The organism is Paraburkholderia silvatlantica, from assembly GCF_003096715.1.
Taxonomy (GTDB): Bacteria; Pseudomonadota; Gammaproteobacteria; order Burkholderiales; family Burkholderiaceae; genus Paraburkholderia; species Paraburkholderia silvatlantica.
The window spans coordinates 70,983-90,382 of the sequence record NZ_QEOL01000012.1; the positions used below are offsets into that span (position 1 = coordinate 70,983).

Here is a 19,400-nt window from a genome sequence, read left to right on the forward strand (position 1 = left end):
CTTTGTGTTACAGCGACAGGAAACGTGAAACGGTCGCATGCGCCGATGCATCCACCGTTTCGCCTGTGGCGGAAATCTCGCCGAGTTCAAGCACTGCGTAACGGTTGGCGACGGCAAAGGCGAACCGCACATGCTGCTCGACCAGCAGCATGGTCGTCCCGGCGCTGTCCCGCTGGCGGCCGAGAATGCCGACCAGCCGTTCGATCACGGACGGTTGCATGCCCTCGGTGATCTCGTCGATCAGAATCAGCTTCGGCTGGCGAATCAGCGCACGTGCGACGAGGAGCATTTTCCCCTCGCCACCGGAAAGCGTGCCGGCCTTCTGCTTGAGGCGGTCCTTCAGAAACGGAAACAGATCCTCGATGTGTTCGAACAGCGGCTTGAAATCGCGGTCGCGCAGCAGCGCCAGCTTCAGGTTCTCCTCGACGGAGAGATCCTGAAACAAGGTCTTTTCCTGCGGGATGTAGGCGACGTCCCGTCGCGCAACCCGGTTCGGCGACTCGCCGGTGGTCTTCTCGCCGAACAGCGCGACGTCACCGCTCCTGGGACGAATGAAACCCATCAGCGTCTTCAGCAAGGTGGATTTGCCCATGCCGTTTTTGCCGAGAATCGCGACGACCTCGCCGCGCGCGAGCGTGAGGTTCAGGCCCTTCAGCACCATCGCCTCACCATAGCCGCTTTGCAGCGCATCGACCTGGATTACCGGGGGTGCATTCATGCTTCGCGCTCCGAAGGATTGGCAGCAGAGTGGGTCTCGCCCGCGTACACCGCGCGCACGAGCTCGGAGTTGACCACCTCGTCGACGCCGCCGTCCATCACAATGCGCCCTTGATGCAGTACTACGATGCGCGTACTGATCTGCTGCACGAAGTCGAGGTCATGCTCCACCAGCAATAGACACATCAGATATCGAGTCGACAGCGCGACGAAGATTTCGCCAATCTGCGTGCGCTCCTGCTTCGTCAGACCCGCGGTAGGCTCGTCCAGCAACACTGTTCGCGGTTCGAGCGCCAGCACCATCGCAAGCTCTAGCGCCTGCTTCTGTCCGTGCGACAGATAACGGCATTCGCGTTCCGCGATCCGGTCGAGGCCGGTCAGCCGCAAGACGTCGAGTGCCGGTTGCGGAAGTTCGAGCGTCGCATCGCGCCGCCACTGCGACGGCGGTGCGACCCGGTAACGCGCAATGCGCAACGCCTCGGCGACGCTCAGGGACTCGAACACCGTCGCCGTCTGGAACTTGCGGCCAACGCCCAGCGCAACGCAGTCATAGGGCGCGAGGGTGCGGATCTCCGTGCCTCCGATCTCGACCGTGCCGCCCGAGCGTTCCGCGCCGTCCGCGATGCAGCGCATCAGCGTACTCTTGCCCGCGCCGTTCGGTCCAATCAGGCTGAGCAATTCCCCGGCGTGCGCATCGAAGCTGATATCTTCCAGTACCTTGAGACTGCCGAAATGCTTCTGCACGTTCCTGAGCGAAAGGGCTGGCCCGGCGTTGCCGGTCGCATTGTCAGTCGTGCTGTCAGCCGTGTGATCAGCCGCATTCCCGTCGCGCGGCGGGGCGGTTGCGAAGACTACCGGCGGCGCTGCAAGCCGGCGCCTCGGCAACGCCTGCCGCGCTGCGCCGGCCACTAGCGGCCCAAGTCCGCGCGGCATGGCGACGATGACGACGACGAACGCCACACCTACCAGCAGCGTCCACACGTAAGGCAGATTGCCGCTCAGATAGGCGCTTCCCACGTCGATCGACATCGCGCCGATAGTCGGTCCGATCAGCGACCCGCGGCCGCCCAGCGCCACCCAGATCACCAGTTCGGTGCCGAACACAAAACCGGCGTATTCCGGCGCGACCACCATTTGTACACAGGCAAACAAAAAACCGGCGAACGCGGCGATCACCGCGCACGTGTCCATCAGGCGCGCCTTGTAGCGCGACACATTGATGCCGAGATACTCGCAGCGCGCTTCGTTCTCGCGGATTGCGACCAGCAACCGACCCGCATCGCTGCGCACGAACATCCATGCCGCGACCGTCAGCAGAATCAGCGATGCGCCCGCGATGAAGAACCAGGCTTCGAGTGGAATATCGAAGCTGTCGAAACCAGACAGGCCGCTGCTCGAGCCCGTGAACTCACCACCCGAATAGATTCCCTGGACGAGCACGATCGGCAAAACCAGCGTGACGACCGACGCATAGAGCGGTGACGCTCCATGATAAAACGCCAACCAGCCGACCGCGCGCGACACGATCCATGCCGCAACAAGCCCGGCGGCGAGCGCAGCGGCCGCGTGCGGAAACGAAAAACCAGCGTGGGTGAATACCAGACCCGCCGCGTAGGCGCCAATACCGAAGAAAGCCGACTGCCCGAACGTGAGGATGCCGGTATAGCCCCATAGCAGATCGACGGTCAGTGCAACTGCCGCATACAGAAACGCGCGGATCAGGTTGTTGACGAGGAAGGTCGGCAACGTAATGCTGCATACCGCGAGTAGGAGGAGGGCGACCACGCCGAACGAAAACGGTGCCTTCCACGACGAAGAGGCGGCGTTGCGTAGCGGCATGGTGGTAACGGGATCAGCCACGTGCAAAGCCCTCCGGTCGAATGCGCAACAGCAAGGCGGCCAGAACCGCGATAGTCAGGCCGCCGAGCACGGGATTGACGAAAGTGCTGACCAGGACCTGAGCGCCCCCTAGCACCACACTCGCAACCGCGAGACTGACGAGCGACGATCCGGACACCAGCACGAGCATGAACGCGCCGACGATCCACGGCACGCCCATGTTCGGATCGACGCTGGCAAGCGGCGTGATCAGGCAACCCGCGGCTGATGCCAGCGCAGCGCCGGTGGAGAACGTCATGAAGCGCACCCGCGAACTGCTGATGCCGAGACCGCGCGCGAGCGCTTCGTTCATGATGACCGCGCGTGTCTGCAAGCCGAGCCGCGTACCGTTGAGCAACCACCCAAGCGCGAGTGCGATCAGCACAGCCACGCCGACGAGGATCAATCGGTAGGCCGAGTAGTGCGCGCCGGCAAGCGATATGGCGCCATCTACAGGACTGGCCACCATCTGCACGCCGCGCCCGAAGATCAGCGTGATGATCTGGCTCACAATGATGCCTAGTCCCCAGGTTGCCAGAATCGCGTCGAGTGGCCGTGCGTATAGTGGACGGACAATGAAACGCTCAACCGCCATACCTGCCACGAAGCCGATAGCCAGCGCACACGGCACGCCCCACCACCAGTTGAGGCCGGCGTGAGCGACGATGACGCTGGCATAGCCGCCGGTGGTAAGGAACGCCCCATGCGAGAAGTTGATGATCTTCATGACGCCGAAGACCATCAACAGCCCCGCCGAGACGATGAACAGGATGGCCGCCGTGGTGACGACATCAAGCCCAAGGTTCAGCATTGCTGAGACTCCATCGTGGAACTTACTTCAAAGCCGGACACTGCTCGCCGGGATCGACATTCTTGAATGACTCGATCACTTTCACCGAACCGTCTGCCTGCACCTGGCCCAGATACATCGTCAGCGGGGTATGCCGTTCCTTGTCCATGCGGATCGTGCCGCGTGGGCCATCGAACGAAACTTGCGCGAGGGCCGGAATCACCTTCGCCGTATCGACGCTGCCGGCCTTTTCCACCGCGGCCTTGTACAGGTAGATCGCTTCATACTCGGGCACCGACAGGTCGTTCTGGGTTTTCAGGTCTGCACCGAAGCGCTTTTGCATGGCGGCGAGAAATGCGTGGTTGGCCGGCGTGTCGATGTTGGTCACGTACGAACCGGAAATGTAGATACCTTGTGCATCCGCACCCATGCTTTTGGCCGTGCCTTCATCGACGGCGAGATTGCCGTATGGAACCTTCACGCCCGCCGCACGCAGTTGCTTGGTGAGCGTGACGTTCGGCGCGCCGCCCGCCGTCGAGGTGATGATCGCGTCAGGTTTGGCTGCTTGCAGCTTGCTGATAATCGACGTCCAGTCGGAACCGTCCATCGGCAGATACTCATCGCCGACTACCTTGCCGCCCTGCTTCTCGATATAGGTCTTCGTGAAGTCGAGCATGCCGCGCCCAAACGCGTAGTCGCTGCCGATCAGGAAGAAGGTTTTCGCCTTCTGCTGTTTCATGAAGTAATCGACGATCGGTGCGACCTGCTGGTCGGGCACCCATGCGTCGACGTACATATACCGGCTACAGGAGCGGCCTTCGTAGAACGACGTGTAGATGAAGGGCACCTTGCCGCGTGTCACGATCGGCAGGCCCGCGTTGCGCGCCGCGCTCGTTTCCATCGAAATGAGCGCGTTGACCTTTTTCTCGAAGATCAGCGAATCAAAGGCTTTTTGCGCGCCCGCTGCGCCACTTCCGTCATCGGCAACCTCAAGGCTGACTTGCCGCCCCAGAATGCCGCCTTTCGCGTTGATCTCGTCGACCGCCAGTTGGGCGGCCTGCACGACCGAAGGCGCAACGACGCTGTTCGCGCCGCTCAGGCCCACGGGTACGCCGATCCTGACCGGATCGGCCGCGATGGCGGCATGGCTCGCCATCGCGAGTGATGCCAGCAAGGCAATCGCCGCGCCGCGTGAACGGCCGGCATACAGAAGGGAAGACATTCTTTTCATTATCGTCAAGGCTCCTTGGGTTTGCTTCAATCGCTTTGCTTCAATCAATTCGAGTGACGCACCCTGCAAATACCTGCGCAGGCTTAGAGCTGCACGCCACGCGTTAGCGCGCCATCCACCACAACATTCGCTCCGCTCACGAAGCTCGCCGCAGGACTTGCGACGAATGCGACCATGTTGGCGATTTCCTGTGGGCGCGCCATGCGTCCACCAGGATTGAGTGCTAGTGATTCCGCGAACAGCTTCGGATCGTTCTTTTCGATTTGATCCCATACGCCGCCCTCGAAATAGACGTTGCCCGGCGACACCGTATTCGCGCGGATCCCCTTTGGCGCGAGCTTGTACGCGAGACCTTGCATGTAGTGGATCAGCGCGGCTTTGAACGTGCCATAAGGGCCGGCTGCAAAGTCGATCTCGCGGCCCGATACGCTCGAAATCGCGATGATCGAGGCTGCCGTGCTCGCATCGAGAAACGGCAGCGCCGCGTCGACGAGGTTGACCGTACCCATCAGGTCGGTTTCGAACTCCTTGCGCCATGATTCGGCGTCGTTGCCGATAGACAGCGCGCTCACATTGGCGATGACGATATCCAGACCGCCCAGTTGCGCCGCGACCTCACGCGTCCAGGCCTGCAGTGCCGGAGCGTTCGACACGTCGACTGACGCGCCGGTCACCTTGACGGCACCGCCGGTAAGCTGCACGAGGGACGCCACCGTTTGCTCGACTGCGGCGCTGTCACGGGCACAGATCGCCACATCGGCTCCTTCGGCCGCGAGCGTTTGCGCAATAGCGAGGCCAATGCCTTTTGTGCCGCCCGTCACGAGCGCTTTCAAACCCTTCAGTTTCAGATCCATGGCTGATCTCCTCAGGCTGCCGGTGCGAGATACTTTTTGCCGATCGCCGCGCCCACCGAATACTTCGGGTCGACGAAGTTGCCGAGCCTTACCTTGCCGCACTGGCTGAGCATCATGTAGGCATCCCAACGGTCGAAGCCATATTCCTTTTCGAGCCACAGGACGAGTTCGTGATAAGCGATCCGCGTTGCATCTTCCAGCGGACGCGCACTGCCGATCGTCATCAGCAGTTCGTCGGTTTCAAGGCGCGGCCAGTCGATCTGCCAGTTTTTGATCAGATCGACGTGAATGGTGGTCGTGCTGGAGAACTCGACAGCGGTGCCGCATACTTCGCCGTCCCCCTGGCAGGCGTGTGCGTCGCCGATAAAAAGCCGCGCACCCGCCGAGCGCACCGGCAGGTACGTGATGCTGCCAGGCCCCATGTCAGGCACGTCCATGTTGCCGCCGTGATTGTCCGGCGTGAGTGAATTGATGGAGTCGATTTCCGGCGACAGGCTTAGCGTGCCGATATGCGGCTTGTACGGAAGCGTGACGCGCTTGCTCCAGTAGACGCCTTCTTCGTCGACATCGATCTTGCGGGTGATCTCCGGCAGCGGTTCATTGAGCGTTGCGGTGTATTCGGTGCCCGTCAACGCGCCGAAGCGCGGAATCAGACAGCAGGTGCCGCGGGGATTGTCGCCGCGCGGCAGCATCGATTCGATGTACACGGCCACCACGTCGCCCTTCTCCGCGCCGTCGATCATGATCGGTCCGCTCTGCGGATTGAGAAACGGCACTCGCAGCTTCTGGCTCGGCAGGTCCTGTTCCGTGAGAATCTTGCCGTCGAATGCATCGCGAGTCTCGACAACCACGCGGTCGCCTGGCGCAATACTCAGCGTCGGGGCCGAATACGGCCCGATGGTGTAGTGGAATGCTCCCTGGCGGGCTTCCGTCAGTTCATGCGTCTCGCGTACCTCGCCGCGAGCAACGCCGCGTGTGTGCATGATCGATTGTTCAAGCCAGTTCATGTGGATGTCCTTTTAAAGCGTTGGTTGTCAAGATGAAGCGGTGCACTGAGAGCGCCGCTTCACACTGAAATGAGCGATTTGACGTTATTGGCTTCCATCTGGTCGCCGCGACCGGTCGATACGACCTGGCCGCGCACCAGCACCACGTAGTCGTCAGCCACGGCCTGCGCGAAGTCGAAAAACTGTTCGACCAGCAGAATCGACAGTGAGCCTTTCAGCGAGCGGATCACCGCTTCGATCTCCATGACGATGGACGGCTGGATGCCTTCGGTCGGTTCATCGAGAATCAGCAGTTTCGGGTTGGTGAGAAGGGCGCGGCCGATGGCAAGCTGCTGCTGCTGTCCACCGGAGAGATTGCCTGCGATGCGCCGGCGCATTGTCTTGAGCACCGGAAAGGTATGAAAGACGTCGTCGAAGGAAAACTGCTTGCCTTGCCGGGTTTGATTGCGCTCGCCGGCGTACGCGCCGATCCGCAGGTTTTCTTCGACGCTTAGCAACGGAAAAATATCGCGCCCTTGCGGCACGTAACCGAGGCCCGCCAGCACGCGCCGGTGCGGGGCCGTACGTGTCAACGGCTGGCCGGCCAGGACGATCTCGCCGGCCTTGACAGGCAGCAGACCTACGAGGCACTTCAGCAGGGTAGTCTTGCCCACACCATTTCGGCCGAGCACCACGGTACAGGCGCCGTCTGCCACGTTCAGCGACACGTCGCGCAACGTATGACTGCTGCCGTAAAACTGGTTGAGTGCGGAAATCTTCAGCATGCTTAACGCCCCAGATAAACCTGAATCACGCGTGGATCATTGCGCACGCTTTCCATTGAACCCTCGCCGAGCAGGCGCCCTTCGTGCAGCACGCTGACGAGGTCCGCGATCTCACCGACGAAATCCATGTCGTGCTCGATCACGACGACAGCTCGTTCGGGGGATCTGAGCCCTGAGATCAATTCGGCAGTGCGCGCCGTCTCGTGATCCGTCATGCCGGCAACCGGTTCGTCGAGCAGAATGACGTGTGGGTCGGCGACAAGCAGCATGCCGATCTCGAGCCATTGCTTCTGACCATGCGACAGCGTTCCGGCCTGCCGCTGTCCCTCGACCTCGAGACCCACCGTCTCGAGCACCTCATCGATACGCCGATTCTGTGCGGCACCGAGACGGGAGCAGACCATATCCGCATAGCCGCGGCCATTGCGAATGGCGAGTTCGAGGTTTTCGCGGACCCGCAAGGCCTCGAAGACGCTCGGTTTCTGGAATTTGCGGCCGACGCCGAGGCGCGCGATGGACGTTTCGTCGAGTGTCGCGAGGTTCGTGACCTTGTTCAGAAACACGTCGCCTTCGGCTGGACGCGTCTTGCCGGTAATCACATCCATCAACGTGGTCTTGCCCGCGCCATTCGGGCCGATGATGGCACGGATCTCGCCATAGTGGAATTCCATCGACAGGTTGGTGATCGCCGCAAAACCGGAGAACCTGACGGACAGGCCGCTGATATAGATCGCGGTGCGGGGTGCCGGCTGATTCATTAGCGCGCCCCCTTGCGTTTGCTTCCGGTGGCCTTGAGGGAGCCCCATACACCGTTACTGAAATAGACGACGATAACGAGCGTCACACCGGCAAGAATGAATGGCCATACAGTCGGCAATTGCGCGGTGAGCCAGAACTTCAGTCCGTTGACCACAATCGCCCCGACGATTGCGCCGATCAGCGTGCCGCGTCCGCCGATGGCTACCCAAACCGCGATCTCGACGGACAGTTCCGGCGACACGATGGTCGGGTTGACGATGCCGACCTGCGGCACGTACAGCATGCCGGCAAACGCCGCGAGCACCGCCGACAGGCACCACGCAAACAGCTTCAGCGTATGCGTGCGGTAGCCAAGGAAGCGCATCCGTGCTTCGTCGTCTCGTACGGCGATCAATGCACGGCCAAAGCTGGAGCGCGCAAGAAAGCGCACGCCGACATAAGCCGCGACGAGCAGCAAACAGGAGCCCACCGCGAGGCCGATCTGCGTCGGCACATCGGCCAGATTGTGACCGGCGATGCTGGTGAATCCGGTCATGCCGTTATTGCCGCCCAGCCCGACGTCGTTGATGAACAACAGCAGCATCAGCGCGTACGTCAGGGCCTGCGTGATGATCGACAGGTACACGCCATTGATCCGGGAGCGGAACGTGACGAAGCCGAACGCGCCCGCGACCACGGTGGTGACAATAACCGTGACCACGATGGTCACGTCGAGTCGCGACAGAATCTTCCACAGGGCAGGGAAGTCGCTCGCACCCATGTACTGCATGAAGTCCGGCAAGACATGAGTCTCGGCATAGGCGCCGTTCAGCATATAGATGGCAATCAGGTAGCCGCCGATGCCGAAGAAAATGCCGTGCCCGAGACTCAGAATGCCGGCGTAACCCCAGACCAGATCGAGTGCGAGCGCGAGCAGCGCGAAGCACATGATCTGGCCGATCAGGTTGATGCCGAACAGCGATAGATGCAACGCGTTCGATTCGGGAATCAGAAAATATGAAAAGGGCAAATAGAGAGCCACCAGCACCAGCACGGGTACAATGCCAATCTCGACGGTCTGGCGCATCCATTTCGCAGCGAATGCCGACAAGGTAAATCTCCTGTTGGTGCGCGGATCGGGGAGCGTGTTCATGCGCGGGTCTTCAATGCGAAGAGTCCTTGCGGGCGTTTCTGGATGATCAGAACAATCAGTAGAAGCACCACGACTTTGGCGGCCACCGCTCCATAGAACGGTTCGATGAACTGGTTGATTTCCCCTAGCGCGAGTGACGACACGAGCGTCCCCGTCAGGCTGCCTGCGCCACCCAGTACGACCACCATGAACGAGTCGACCACGAAACCCGTACCCATCGACGGATTGACGCTGGCGATCTGCGTCAGTACCACGCCGGCGAGTCCTGCGAGGCCGGCTCCGAGGCCGAACGCGACGCGGTCGACGCGTTCGGCGGGCACACCAAGGCAGCGAGCCATATCGCGCAACTGCGTCGTGGCGCGCATCAGCAGGCCAAGCTTCGTGAGGCGGACCACGGCGAAGGTCGCACCGAAGATCAGCAGTGCAAGAACGATTGCGAACACGCGGTTGTAGGTCACGAAGAAGCCGGGCGCGACCTGCATGCCGCCGTCAAGAAATCCCGGCGTGATGAATTCCACGTTTTGCGAGCCGAACAGAACCTGAATCAGCTTGATCAATGCGATGCTGACAGCCCACGTGGCGAGCAACGTTTCCAGCGGCCGGCGATACAGAAAGCGGATGACGAAAAACTCGAGCACCATGCCGCACGCCCCGCAGATCACGAATGCCACGGGAATCGCAACGAAAATATAGGCGTCAAATAGCCCCGGTAAATGTGCCTGCATAAAGCGCTCCACGAGATATGTCGCGTAAGCGCCGATCATGATGAATTCGCCATGCGCGAGGTTGATCACGCCCATCAGACCGAACACGATCGACAAGCCCAGCGCGGTAAGCAACAGCACGCCGGCATAGCTCAAGCCGCTGAAAAGAATCGATAACGCCTTGCCGATAGAAAGCCACGTGTCGATCGAACGGATGGCGCCCTGCGCCGCGGCAAGTACATCAGGATCCGAGCGCGCCGAGTCTTGCGCCGCGAAATTGGCGAGCGCGGTGCGGGCGGTTTCGCTCGGCACCCTGGCCACGGCCTTGATGGCGGCGAGGCGGTCGGCCTTTACGCTGCTGTTCAGGCCGCGCTTGGCCAACGCGAGGGTGAGGACGGTGGCGGTATCCGGATCGCGCTGCTGCCTGATCGCGCGGGTAATGATCACCGGGTCGAGCAACGCGAAGAACTTGTCGACTTGTCGCGCCGCCGCTGCGCGGGTGTCCTGCTGCGGAGAGAACAGGTCCATCTCCGCCGATGCTACTGCGAGCTTGCGCATCATCACGATACTGGGCACATAGGGCGCATCAGCAGTGGTACGGGTGCTCGGCTGAAGGCTCGCTGCGTCGAGCGCAGGGCTTCCCTGAATGGTCGCCTGAGCATCGGCGCTGCACACCAGTGCGCCGTTGCGGATGGCGTCGACAATCCGGCGGGCCCAGGCGCGCTCTTGCACATCGGCTGATACGCCTAGCTCGACGAGTTGTTCCAGCGCAGCGGCTTTATCGCTGTGCGAGGCACAGAACGACGTGAGCGCTGCAGTCCGGCCTGGCGCAGCGGCAGGCACCGCGTTTGCAGAGGTAACCCAGACTAATGCCAGACAAGCGATCGCGAGAAAGATCTGCCTGAAATTGATCATTGTGTTTCCATTCGATGCTGCTACGGGGATGGCGCGTTTGCGCGCGCCAATCCATCTTCTTTCGAAGCTCGGCTATGCCTTGCCGATAAACGGACTGAACGGCACCGGCTTCTCAATGTCTTTCGACTTCCAGAGAATGTCGAAACCCTGCTTCGCATTGATCGAGCCGATCATGTCGCCGCGCCAGAGATACTGCGTGGAAGCGTCCATCCTGACTGTGTAGCCCGCCGGATCGACCATCGACTGGCCCGCGAGCGCCTTGCGTACGGCGTCGGTACTGGTCGAATGCGCCTTCGTGGTCGCCTGTGCCCAAAGGTTGATGCCGAGGTAGGTCGACACCATCGGATCGATCACCATGTCCGGGCGATGCTTCAGGTTGTGTGCGCTGACATAGTTTTTCCAGTCGCTCTTGAACTGCCGGTTCTGCGGCGTGTCGACGTTCTGGAAGTAGCACCAGCAGCTGAGATGGCCAACGAGCGGTGTCGTGTCGAGGCCTTCGAGGTCGCTATCCACCACGTCCAGACCGAGGATCGGAATATCGGTCGCGCGGACGCCCTGGTTAATCGCTTCCTTGAACATTGCAGGAATCGAATCGCCGACAACCGTCATCACGACGATGGCCTGACCGCCCGGTTGGGCGGCGAAGTCCTTGATATCACGCACGATGGTCTGGAAGTTCGATTGGCCGAACGGCACGTAATGTTCGCGCCATGCCGAATCCGGAATGTTCTTCGTCTTCAGATAGCCCTTGAGCATCTTGTTGATCGTGCGCGGCCAGACGTAATCGCTGCCGATCATATAGAAGCGCTTCGCGCCGCCGCCTTGATCGCTCATCAGGTAGTCGATCGCGGGCAGCACGGAACTGCTTGGCGGCGAGTTCAGATAGACCACATTCTTCGACTGCTCTTCGCCTTCGAAGTGAAGCGGATAAAACAACAGGCTGTCCTGCGCTTCGACGACCGGCAACACCGACTTGCGTGACACCGACGTCCAGCAGCCGAACAGCGCCGCGCACTGATCGCGCAGAATCAGTTGCTTGGAGAGTTGCGCATACATGGGCCAGTCCGATGCCGGATCGACCACTACGCCCTGCAGTTGACGCCCGAGGACGCCGCCCCTGGCGTTGATCTGATCGATCGTCATCAACGCGGTGTCCTTTAGCAGCGACTCGCCATTGGCCATGGTGCCCGACTGCGAAAACAGCAAGCCGAGCTTGATCGGCTCACTGGTTTGCGCAGCCAGCACAGCCTTAGGCAGCGCAGTGCCCGCAGCGGTCACCAACCCGGAACCGACTGCCGACAGGAAGGTACGTCTTTTCATTTGCTTCACTCCGACATGGATTAGAAATCGCAAACGCAAAAAGCCCGAAACCAGATGAACTGGTTTCGGGCTTTTTTGGCCGGTGTCGATCAAGACGCCTTTGTCTTGAACAACGGAATGGATGCTGTTGGTCCCGTTGTGCACGACGGGTCAGCGAAAAGCTTAAAGCAACCGTCATGCCAGGTTGCGTGGACGATAGGTGACGCTTGCCGCAAAACCTTCGTGCTAAACGCGTGCAAATTGATTACTTGCATCTGCGTCAGTGTAAAAGGCATCATAAATAATGCACGTTCTGTACTTGCCTAAGGAACACCGCACTAACGCAGTGCATTTTGCGCACCAGTCATGCACAGCGGCGCGCAACTGGTGCGCTTCTCAAACGTAGCAACCATCGTCGATTTTCCGAATGGCACGTAACGATTCTGGAAGTACCTCGGAACCAATCAGGATAGGTACGCTTTACTCGCGCTCGGGCGTGACCTCGGCTGTCGAGGTCACGCAGCTGCAGGCCACCATGCTCGCGGTCGAGGAGATCAATCGCGCGGGCGGAGTCTCCGGCCGGGAAGTCGAACTTGTGTGTCTCGATCCCCAGTGCCAGCCGCGCCGTTATGCAGACCTTGCCGAACAGTTGATTCTCGAGCATCGGGTGCGGCTCATTGTGGGCTGCTACATGTCCAGCACCCGCAAGGCGGTCATACCTATCGTCGAGCGATACAACGCGCTGCTCTTCTACGCGACCCCATATGAAGGATTCGAATACAGCCGCAATGTGATTTACACCGGTGCAGCACCGAACCAGAACACACTGCCGCTTGCCGGTTTTATGCTCACACAGTTCGGTTCCCGCGTGAGCATGATCGGTTCGGATTATGTGTGCCCGTACGAGTCTAATCGCGTGATGAGTGATCTGATCCTCGAGCGAGGTGGAGAGAAGGTCGACGAGACTTATCTGTCGCTCGATGCTCCGTGGGAGAGTTATCTGGAGGCAGCGAAACGGATCAGGCAACTCGCCCCCGACTTCATCTTTTCGACCGTGGTCGGCGAGGGCATTCCACATCTGTATCGTGCATTCGCTTATGTCGGGCTCGATCCATACCGTGTACCTATTGCGAGCCATATGACGAGCGAAGCCGAGATCGCGGTCATGGGAAGCGACCTGGCGGAGGGGCATATCACCTCGGCTGCGTATTTTCAAAGTCTCGATACACGCGAAAATCTCGGCGCCGTCGCGCGCTATCAGGCACGCTTCGGCGACGATCAGCCGACCAACATGTGCTGGGAAGCGGCCTATTTCCAGATGCATTTGCTCGCGGATGCAATCCGCCGTGTCGGCTCGGACGATCCCACGCTGTTACTGCGCGTATTGCCCGGCCTGGAATTCGACGCTCCTCAAGGACGGGTGCGCATCGATGAACACAACAACCACACGTACCTGCGCCCATTGATCGGCCGGGTGAATGCGCACGGCCGTTTCGACATCATTGGTCGCTCACCTGAACGCGTGAAGGCCGATCCGTACGTCGTCTCTCACATCACGCCGGAGTGGATCGCGAACGCGCATCCTGAGCCTGGACGTGCAGGAGTGGACCGATGAAGCGGACCGCAGAGACGCCAGCGATCCTGCGCGATCTGCGTTCGCTAAAGGTCGTGGTGATTCATCCGCAGGATCAGGACGGAGAGGAGTTGCTCGCGCAACTGCAACGCATCGGCTGCGACGTGGAGGTATGCTGGCCGCGACTCGACAGCTTGCCCTCCGGAACTGGACTCGTGATTATGGCGATGCGCCCTGAAACCCTTTCGGTAAATTTTCCGTGGCTCGGAACCAGCACGTCGCCGCCTGTGATTCCGGTAGTCACCTACGAAAATCCGATCACCATTGAAGCGGTATTGCGCCTTAACGCGTTTGCGACCATTCCGTCGCCGGTACGGTCATTTGGGCTGCTAACTGGGATTGCCGTGGCTCTCACGCAATTTAAGGCGTCCCGTGCTCGGGAGCGATACATTGAGCGGCTCGAGCAGAAGCAGGCGAAGGTCCGGGTGATCCAGCAGGCCAAGCAGATTGTGATGGAAACGCGCGGCGTGTCGGAAGAAGATGCCTATCAAATGCTGCGCTCACAGGCGATGCTCAAGCGCGAGCAGATCGAGACGGTGGCGGGTGAGATCGTTAAGGCACACGAAACGCTTAGTTTTTAACCAAAGAGGAAGGGGTAGTTGCTTTCCGCCGACTCGCACGGTTTTGAACTGGGCGAGAGGATGTACCGTTGGCTGACGGGACAGGGCATTTCCAATCACATGGTGGATTCGGCCAGTATCGAGGTGAACCGCCGTGCCCGCCGCCTTGTCTTCACCAGACGGCACTGCGGCGTACCAATGATCGTCATCGACGTGCTCGCGCGCAGAGTCCCGATCCGAGCACCGCAAATGCGCTGGGATCCCTGACAGCGCAGCATTCCTGCCAACAGAATGCCATGAAGTCCTCAACGAGGCGCGGCCGCACGCCGCAGTCGCTGTCGTTTCCTTTGCCTGTCTCCCGAAGCGAACCGAAAAGCTCGATGCGCGTACGACGTTAAGGAGGCGGCCATGCCGAGCGAGTGTGTCGACGAACTGCAAAGCCGCCTGCATGGGGTCGACGGTGTGCAAACTTGACGGCACGTTGTCACGCCAGAACAGGTCGAAAGCGCTGATAGTCATCTCTGCTCCTTCCTTTGAGGATACCCGGGAAATCGGGTTGTCCTCGGGCGGCGCTCGGGCAGTGGACGATGAACAGCCGGTGAACCGTCGACGTCATCGCGAACTGCGATAATGCGCCAGTGCGGCGGCTTGTCTGGAGGTCGCACGGAGCTACACTGTAGCAAAACATAAGTCGTCAAGCGACGATATTTTCGCGGCCGAAGCCGCGGGAACGAGCATGGGAGAGTCATGAAGTCGACTACGAGGAAAGTGGCAACGCCGAAGCGCAGTCCCACCAGGGCCGCGAAGTCTACCAGGGGCGCGAGCACGATGCCGGGCGAAACAGCCGCCAGGCCGGTGACGCGGCGCGCACGCACAGCGCCGCTTGACGCCCGCGAGGGAGCGCCCGGCAGCGACGAGCCGAAGGGGGCGGCAAACTCCGTGCGCGGCCGCCAGGCAGCGCAAAGCACACGGCGCCGGCTGCCGCGTACCGAACGTCAGGGGCTGGTACTTGCGAAAGCCGCCGAGTATTTCGCCGAACACGGACTGAGCGCCCAGACGCGCGCCATTGCCGAGGCGTGCGGCGTGTCCCAGCGGCTGTTGTACAGCCTCTTTCCGAGCAAGGCCGCGTTGATTGAGGAGGTGTACAACCGCGAGATCGCGGGCATCTTCAAGGCGATCTGGTTCGTGAAACTGAAGGATCGCAGCGTACCGCTGGAGCAGCGCCTGATCGACTTTTACCGGGACTACTACGAGTCGCTGTTGACGCGCCGCTGGCTGCGGCTGTTCCTGTTTTCGTCTCTCGCCGGGCTGCGCATGGCGCCGACTTACACAGATGCGATCGTTACGCACGCACTCGAAATCGTCGTGACCGAAGCCGCTCACGACGCAGGTCGTGATGTGCCGTCAAAGATCGACGAACTCACTGAAATCGGCTGGACGCTGCACGGTGCGATCTCGCACCTGGCGATTCGACGGCGTATTTACTCGAACGACAACTCGCTGCCGCCCGAGGAGGTCATTGCGCTAAATGTGCGCGCATTCCTCGTCGCAGTGCCGTCGCTGCTGCCCATGCCCGAGGCCGCCGGCTGAGATTCGCGGCGTTCCCTCTCGCGCGGGCTCCGCGGCCCGCGCATCCTGCCAGCCCTCCCTTTTTTGCCTGCCGGCGATCGTGCAGTCTCGAGATTGCGCCGCGCCGGTTGCGCTCGCTCATCTCTGTCAATCATATTAGTCGTCATATGATGATATCTACTCGACATCATGGGGCTGATATTTTCTCGTTTAAGTGCATGAATTTATGAATGTTAATGGTGATGCTATCCCCGCTTCCTGCGGATGGATGCGATCGGATAAAAATTAAGTCGTCAGTTGACGATTTATTTTGAAGCCAATATGGTTCGCTCCAATGCGGTCGGTTTTCCCGGCCGTCCCTGTCGTCGCAAACGCCGTTGAGGCAGAGTCCTGGAGCGCATTCATGAACGAAGTGGGGGAATTCGAAGGAAGCAGTCGGCGCCGTTTTCTGCAGTTCTGTTCGATGTCGTGCATCGCGGCAGCCGGTCTGACGGCTGGTGTGCGGCGCGCGGGCGCAGCCGAAGCGCTCAACCTGTACACGTGGTCTGCCGGGGTCGATACGGTGCGCCGCCAGCTCGCCGCGTTCCAGAAGGCCACTGGACTTGCGGTCAACTACAACAACCTGCCGTTTGCCCAGTACCGCGAGGCGATGGTCACGAAGTTTGTCGGGCAGGCGCCGATCGACGCGCTGTGGGTGTCCGACGGCTGGCTGCCCGAGTGGGCGGACGCGGGCTGGATCGCGCCGATCGACAGCCGGCCGGAACTGATGCGCTACAACGCTGACGTGCAGGACTTCTGCGTGCAGTCGGCGCGTTACAAGGGCCGTCAGTACGGCATGACGTATTACACCGACTACATGGCATTTCTTTACGATGCGGAGATACTGCAAAAGGCCGGTTTCAGCGAGCCGCCCGCGACATGGGACGAACTGGTTTCGCAGTCCCTGAAGATCCGGCAGATGGGGCTGTCCAACTATCCGCTGATGCTGTCGATGGCCCACGAGAGCTGGACGATCGAGTTCATGTCGTCACTGGTGTTCTCTCACGGGGGCCGTTTCGTCGACGACAGCGGGCATGCGGTAATGGATGATCCCCGTCACGGCGCGATGAGCGCGCTGCAGTGGGTTGTCGACGCGGTCAACAAGCACCGCATCGTCTCGCCGGCGTGCGTCGAGCTGGGAGAGTTGAACGGTTTCAAGGCGGTCGCGTCCGGCAATCACGCGTTCGCGCTGTTGCCGCGCTACCGGATCCAGGCGTTGAACGATCCGCGTCAGTCACACGTGGCCGGTCGTATCCGTCACGCGCTGATGCCCGCCGGACCGAACGGCTCTCATGCGACCGTCGCATGGATGCGTATGCATGCCATGAGCGCGGCCGCGGCTGGCGACAAGGCGCGCGCGGCGAACGCCGCGCGACTGATCGAGGCGTTCGGCGGCAAGTTCGGGGGGCAGTATGCATTCCAGAAGGCGATGTTCCTCGACACCGGCACGGCATTCGGCGTGAAGTCGCTGTTCAATGACCCCGAGGTGCGTGCTGCGTACGAGAAGTACGGCGATTTTGCGATGTTCCAGAAGCAACAGGACCTCGCGCGGCGCAAGGACGTGATCGCGCGCTGGTTCGGCGAGTGGGACGAGGCGAACAGTACCGCGTGGCAGGCCGCAATTCTCGGCCGTTCGAGTGTGACAGATGCACTGAAGACGGCCGCGGCGAAGTGGACCGAACTCTCGCGCAGTGCCTGACGGAGCAGCCATGAGCATCCCCTTTCCACATCCTGCACCGCCCACCGCGCCGGTTCGCACGCCGCGCGGCTGGCTGGCTCGCCACGCGGTGTCTGCTACAGACCAGCGTAGTGCACTGCTGTTACTCGCTCCGATGCTGGCCGTGCTGATTGCCGTCGCAGTGTTTCCGATCCTGTATTCGCTCTGGACCAGCCTGTTCGACATCCGGCTCACGCGTATGCACGTGACGTTTGTCGGGCTGGGCAACTACGCCGCGATCTTCCAGGATCCGGACTTCTGGGCCGCAGTCGGGCGCACGGCGGTGTTCACGATCACATCGGTTGTCGCAATCATGCTGATCGCAACGCCTGCCGCGCTGCTACTGAACCGGGAGTTCCGCGGCCGACGGCTGTTGTCGACGGCGCTGCTCATTCCCTGGGCGATTCCGTACGTCGTCGACGGCCTCATGTGGAAGTGGATCTACGACTCGGGGTACGGCGCGCTGAACGGTGTGCTGCTGCAACTCGGCCTGATCCATCGCTACACGGTATGGCTTGGCGATACGCATCGTACGCTTGCGCTGATCGTCAATGCGTTCGTGTGGAAGGAAGTGCCGCTCGCGACGATCCTGCTGCTTGTCACGCTCAAGTCGATCCCCGCTGACCTGTACGCCGCCGCGCGCGTGGACGGCGCGACGCTCCTGCGGCGCTTCGTGCATGTGACACTGCCTGCGCTGCGCCCGGGCTTCATGCTCGTGACGATCTACGAAGCGATGACTGCGGTGCGCCACTTCGACCTGTTCTTCATTCTGACCGAAGGCGGTCCGGCCGATGCGTCGCACGTGCTCGCGTGGCACGTGTATGTCGAAACGTTCCGCAAGCTGTCTTTCGGCAGCGGGGCCGCACTCGCGTATGTCCTTGCGCTCGCCACGTTCGCGATGGCCTATGGCGTGATCCGCCTGCTTGGCCGGAGGCTCTGATGATCCTGTCCCCGATTTTCGTGCGCCGCGCGGCGCTTTTTGCTGCGTCAGTGCTGCTGCTCGCATACGTACTCGGTCCGGTCGCGTGGCTGCTGTCGTCGGCGTTGCAGCGCGAAGCCGACATCACGTCGATTCCGCCGCACTGGATCCCTCATCCGCCGACGCTCGCGAGCTTTCGCGCAATCGTTCAGGCCGGGCTCGGCACGCTGCCCGCCGATGCCGCGTTCGTGCCATCGACTGCGCTGTACCTGCTGCCGGCGCTGCGCAACAGTCTCGTCGTCGCGTGCGCGGTTGTCGTGCTGAACCTCGCGGTCAGCGTGCCGGCCGCCTACGCGATGGCGAAGATCCGCTATGTCGGCCGCAACCTGTCGGTCTATTTCATGCTGGCGACACGCGTGATTCCGGACATCGCGCTCGTCGTGCCGTTCTTCCTGTTCGTGCGCAAACTCGGGCTGCTCGACAGCGTCGGTGCACTGATCATCACGTACCTCGCGGTCACGGTTCCGTTCAGCGTGTTCATGCTGCTCAGCTATTTTGAAGGGCTGCCCGACGAGCTCGACAAGGCGGCGCGCGTGGACGGCTGTTCGCGCTTCGGCGCGCTCGTACGCGTGTTCCTGCCGCTTGCGCTGCCGGCGCTCGTCGCGGTGATCCTGTTCACATTCCTCACGAGCTGGAACGAGTTTCTGTTCGCACTGATGTTCACGCAGACAGCGGCTTCCCAGACCGTACCGATCATCGTCGCGTCATTCACCTCTGATTTCACGACAAGTTTTTCGTTCATCAACGCGGCGGGCGTCGTCGCGATCGTGCCGCCCGTGGCGATCGCGGTGATGTTCGAGCGTTACATCGTGTCGGGCCTCACCGCCGGCGCGGTCAAGGGATAAGGAGCCGA

General features: G+C 61.1%; 18 protein-coding genes. 7 read left to right on the forward strand and 11 right to left on the reverse strand.

Annotation, left to right across the window (positions count from 1 at the left end; all coding sequences use genetic code 11):
• Positions 1-7 precede the first annotated feature (7 nt).
• The 11 genes from C7411_RS17340 to C7411_RS17390 form a co-directional block, all read right to left on the reverse strand.
• The gene (locus C7411_RS17340; protein ID WP_243413197.1) at positions 8-661 is read right to left on the reverse strand and encodes a branched-chain amino acid ABC transporter ATP-binding protein; all 654 of its coding nucleotides are present in this window, start codon (positions 659-661) and stop codon (positions 8-10) included.
• Between the two features lie 53 nt (positions 662-714).
• A complete protein-coding gene (locus C7411_RS17345; protein WP_110385487.1) occupies positions 715-2,556 on the reverse strand; it encodes a branched-chain amino acid ABC transporter ATP-binding protein/permease in 1,842 nt (613 codons plus the stop codon).
• 13 nt (positions 2,557-2,569) lie between these two features.
• Positions 2,570-3,403 (reverse strand): branched-chain amino acid ABC transporter permease, encoded by an 834-nt coding sequence (locus C7411_RS17350; RefSeq protein WP_207786545.1) that lies wholly within the window; start codon positions 3,401-3,403, stop codon positions 2,570-2,572.
• Between the two features lie 25 nt (positions 3,404-3,428).
• Positions 3,429-4,541 (reverse strand): substrate-binding protein, encoded by a 1,113-nt coding sequence (locus tag C7411_RS17355; RefSeq protein ID WP_181431349.1) that lies wholly within the window; start codon positions 4,539-4,541, stop codon positions 3,429-3,431.
• Positions 4,542-4,699: 158 nt separating this feature from the next.
• A complete protein-coding gene (locus tag C7411_RS17360; RefSeq protein ID WP_110385490.1) occupies positions 4,700-5,470 on the reverse strand; it encodes an SDR family NAD(P)-dependent oxidoreductase in 771 nt (256 codons plus the stop codon).
• Between the two features lie 11 nt (positions 5,471-5,481).
• Complete coding sequence (locus C7411_RS17365) at positions 5,482-6,477, reverse strand: acetamidase/formamidase family protein (protein WP_110385491.1); 996 nt, start codon at positions 6,475-6,477, stop codon at positions 5,482-5,484.
• A 59-nt stretch (positions 6,478-6,536) separates the two neighbouring features.
• Entirely contained in the window at positions 6,537-7,241 is a 705-nt protein-coding gene (gene urtE / locus C7411_RS17370; RefSeq protein WP_110385492.1) for an urea ABC transporter ATP-binding subunit UrtE, read from the reverse strand.
• Positions 7,242-7,243: 2 nt separating this feature from the next.
• A complete protein-coding gene (gene urtD, locus C7411_RS17375; RefSeq protein ID WP_110385493.1) occupies positions 7,244-7,999 on the reverse strand; it encodes an urea ABC transporter ATP-binding protein UrtD in 756 nt (251 codons plus the stop codon).
• Positions 7,999-9,132, reverse strand: coding sequence for an urea ABC transporter permease subunit UrtC (gene urtC, locus C7411_RS17380; RefSeq protein WP_110385494.1), 1,134 nt, complete (start codon positions 9,130-9,132; stop codon positions 7,999-8,001). Before urtC ends, urtD begins: the two co-directional genes overlap by 1 nt.
• On the reverse strand, positions 9,129-10,751 hold the full coding sequence (urtB, locus tag C7411_RS17385; RefSeq protein ID WP_110385495.1) for an urea ABC transporter permease subunit UrtB: 1,623 nt from the start codon (positions 10,749-10,751) through the stop codon (positions 9,129-9,131). Before urtB ends, urtC begins: the two co-directional genes overlap by 4 nt.
• 72 nt (positions 10,752-10,823) lie before the next feature.
• The gene (locus C7411_RS17390) at positions 10,824-12,071 is read right to left on the reverse strand and encodes an urea ABC transporter substrate-binding protein (protein WP_243413198.1); all 1,248 of its coding nucleotides are present in this window, start codon (positions 12,069-12,071) and stop codon (positions 10,824-10,826) included.
• A gap of 406 nt (positions 12,072-12,477) precedes the next feature.
• On the opposite strand from C7411_RS17390, the gene C7411_RS17395 reads away from it, so the two are divergent.
• The 7 genes from C7411_RS17395 (at position 12,478) to C7411_RS17430 (ending at position 19,392) form a co-directional block, all read left to right on the forward strand.
• Positions 12,478-13,665 (forward strand): transporter substrate-binding domain-containing protein, encoded by a 1,188-nt coding sequence (locus C7411_RS17395; RefSeq protein ID WP_110385497.1) that lies wholly within the window; start codon positions 12,478-12,480, stop codon positions 13,663-13,665.
• The gene (locus C7411_RS17400; RefSeq protein ID WP_110385498.1) at positions 13,662-14,264 is read left to right on the forward strand and encodes an ANTAR domain-containing response regulator; all 603 of its coding nucleotides are present in this window, start codon (positions 13,662-13,664) and stop codon (positions 14,262-14,264) included. The genes C7411_RS17395 and C7411_RS17400 overlap by 4 nt, the downstream gene beginning before the upstream one ends.
• An 18-nt stretch (positions 14,265-14,282) precedes the next feature.
• Positions 14,283-14,510 (forward strand): hypothetical protein, encoded by a 228-nt coding sequence (locus C7411_RS17405; protein ID WP_110385499.1) that lies wholly within the window; start codon positions 14,283-14,285, stop codon positions 14,508-14,510.
• 480 nt (positions 14,511-14,990) lie between these two features.
• On the forward strand, positions 14,991-15,833 hold the full coding sequence (locus tag C7411_RS17415; RefSeq protein WP_243413199.1) for a TetR/AcrR family transcriptional regulator: 843 nt from the start codon (positions 14,991-14,993) through the stop codon (positions 15,831-15,833).
• A gap of 382 nt (positions 15,834-16,215) precedes the next feature.
• Positions 16,216-17,550 carry an extracellular solute-binding protein gene (locus tag C7411_RS17420; protein WP_110385501.1) on the forward strand — a complete coding sequence of 445 codons (1,335 nt, stop codon included), beginning with the start codon at positions 16,216-16,218 and terminating at the stop codon, positions 17,548-17,550.
• Between the two features lie 10 nt (positions 17,551-17,560).
• Entirely contained in the window at positions 17,561-18,508 is a 948-nt protein-coding gene (locus C7411_RS17425) for a carbohydrate ABC transporter permease (RefSeq protein ID WP_110385502.1), read from the forward strand.
• A complete protein-coding gene (locus C7411_RS17430; protein ID WP_221206671.1) occupies positions 18,508-19,392 on the forward strand; it encodes a carbohydrate ABC transporter permease in 885 nt (294 codons plus the stop codon). Before C7411_RS17425 ends, C7411_RS17430 begins: the two co-directional genes overlap by 1 nt.
• Positions 19,393-19,400: the final 8 nt, after the last annotated feature.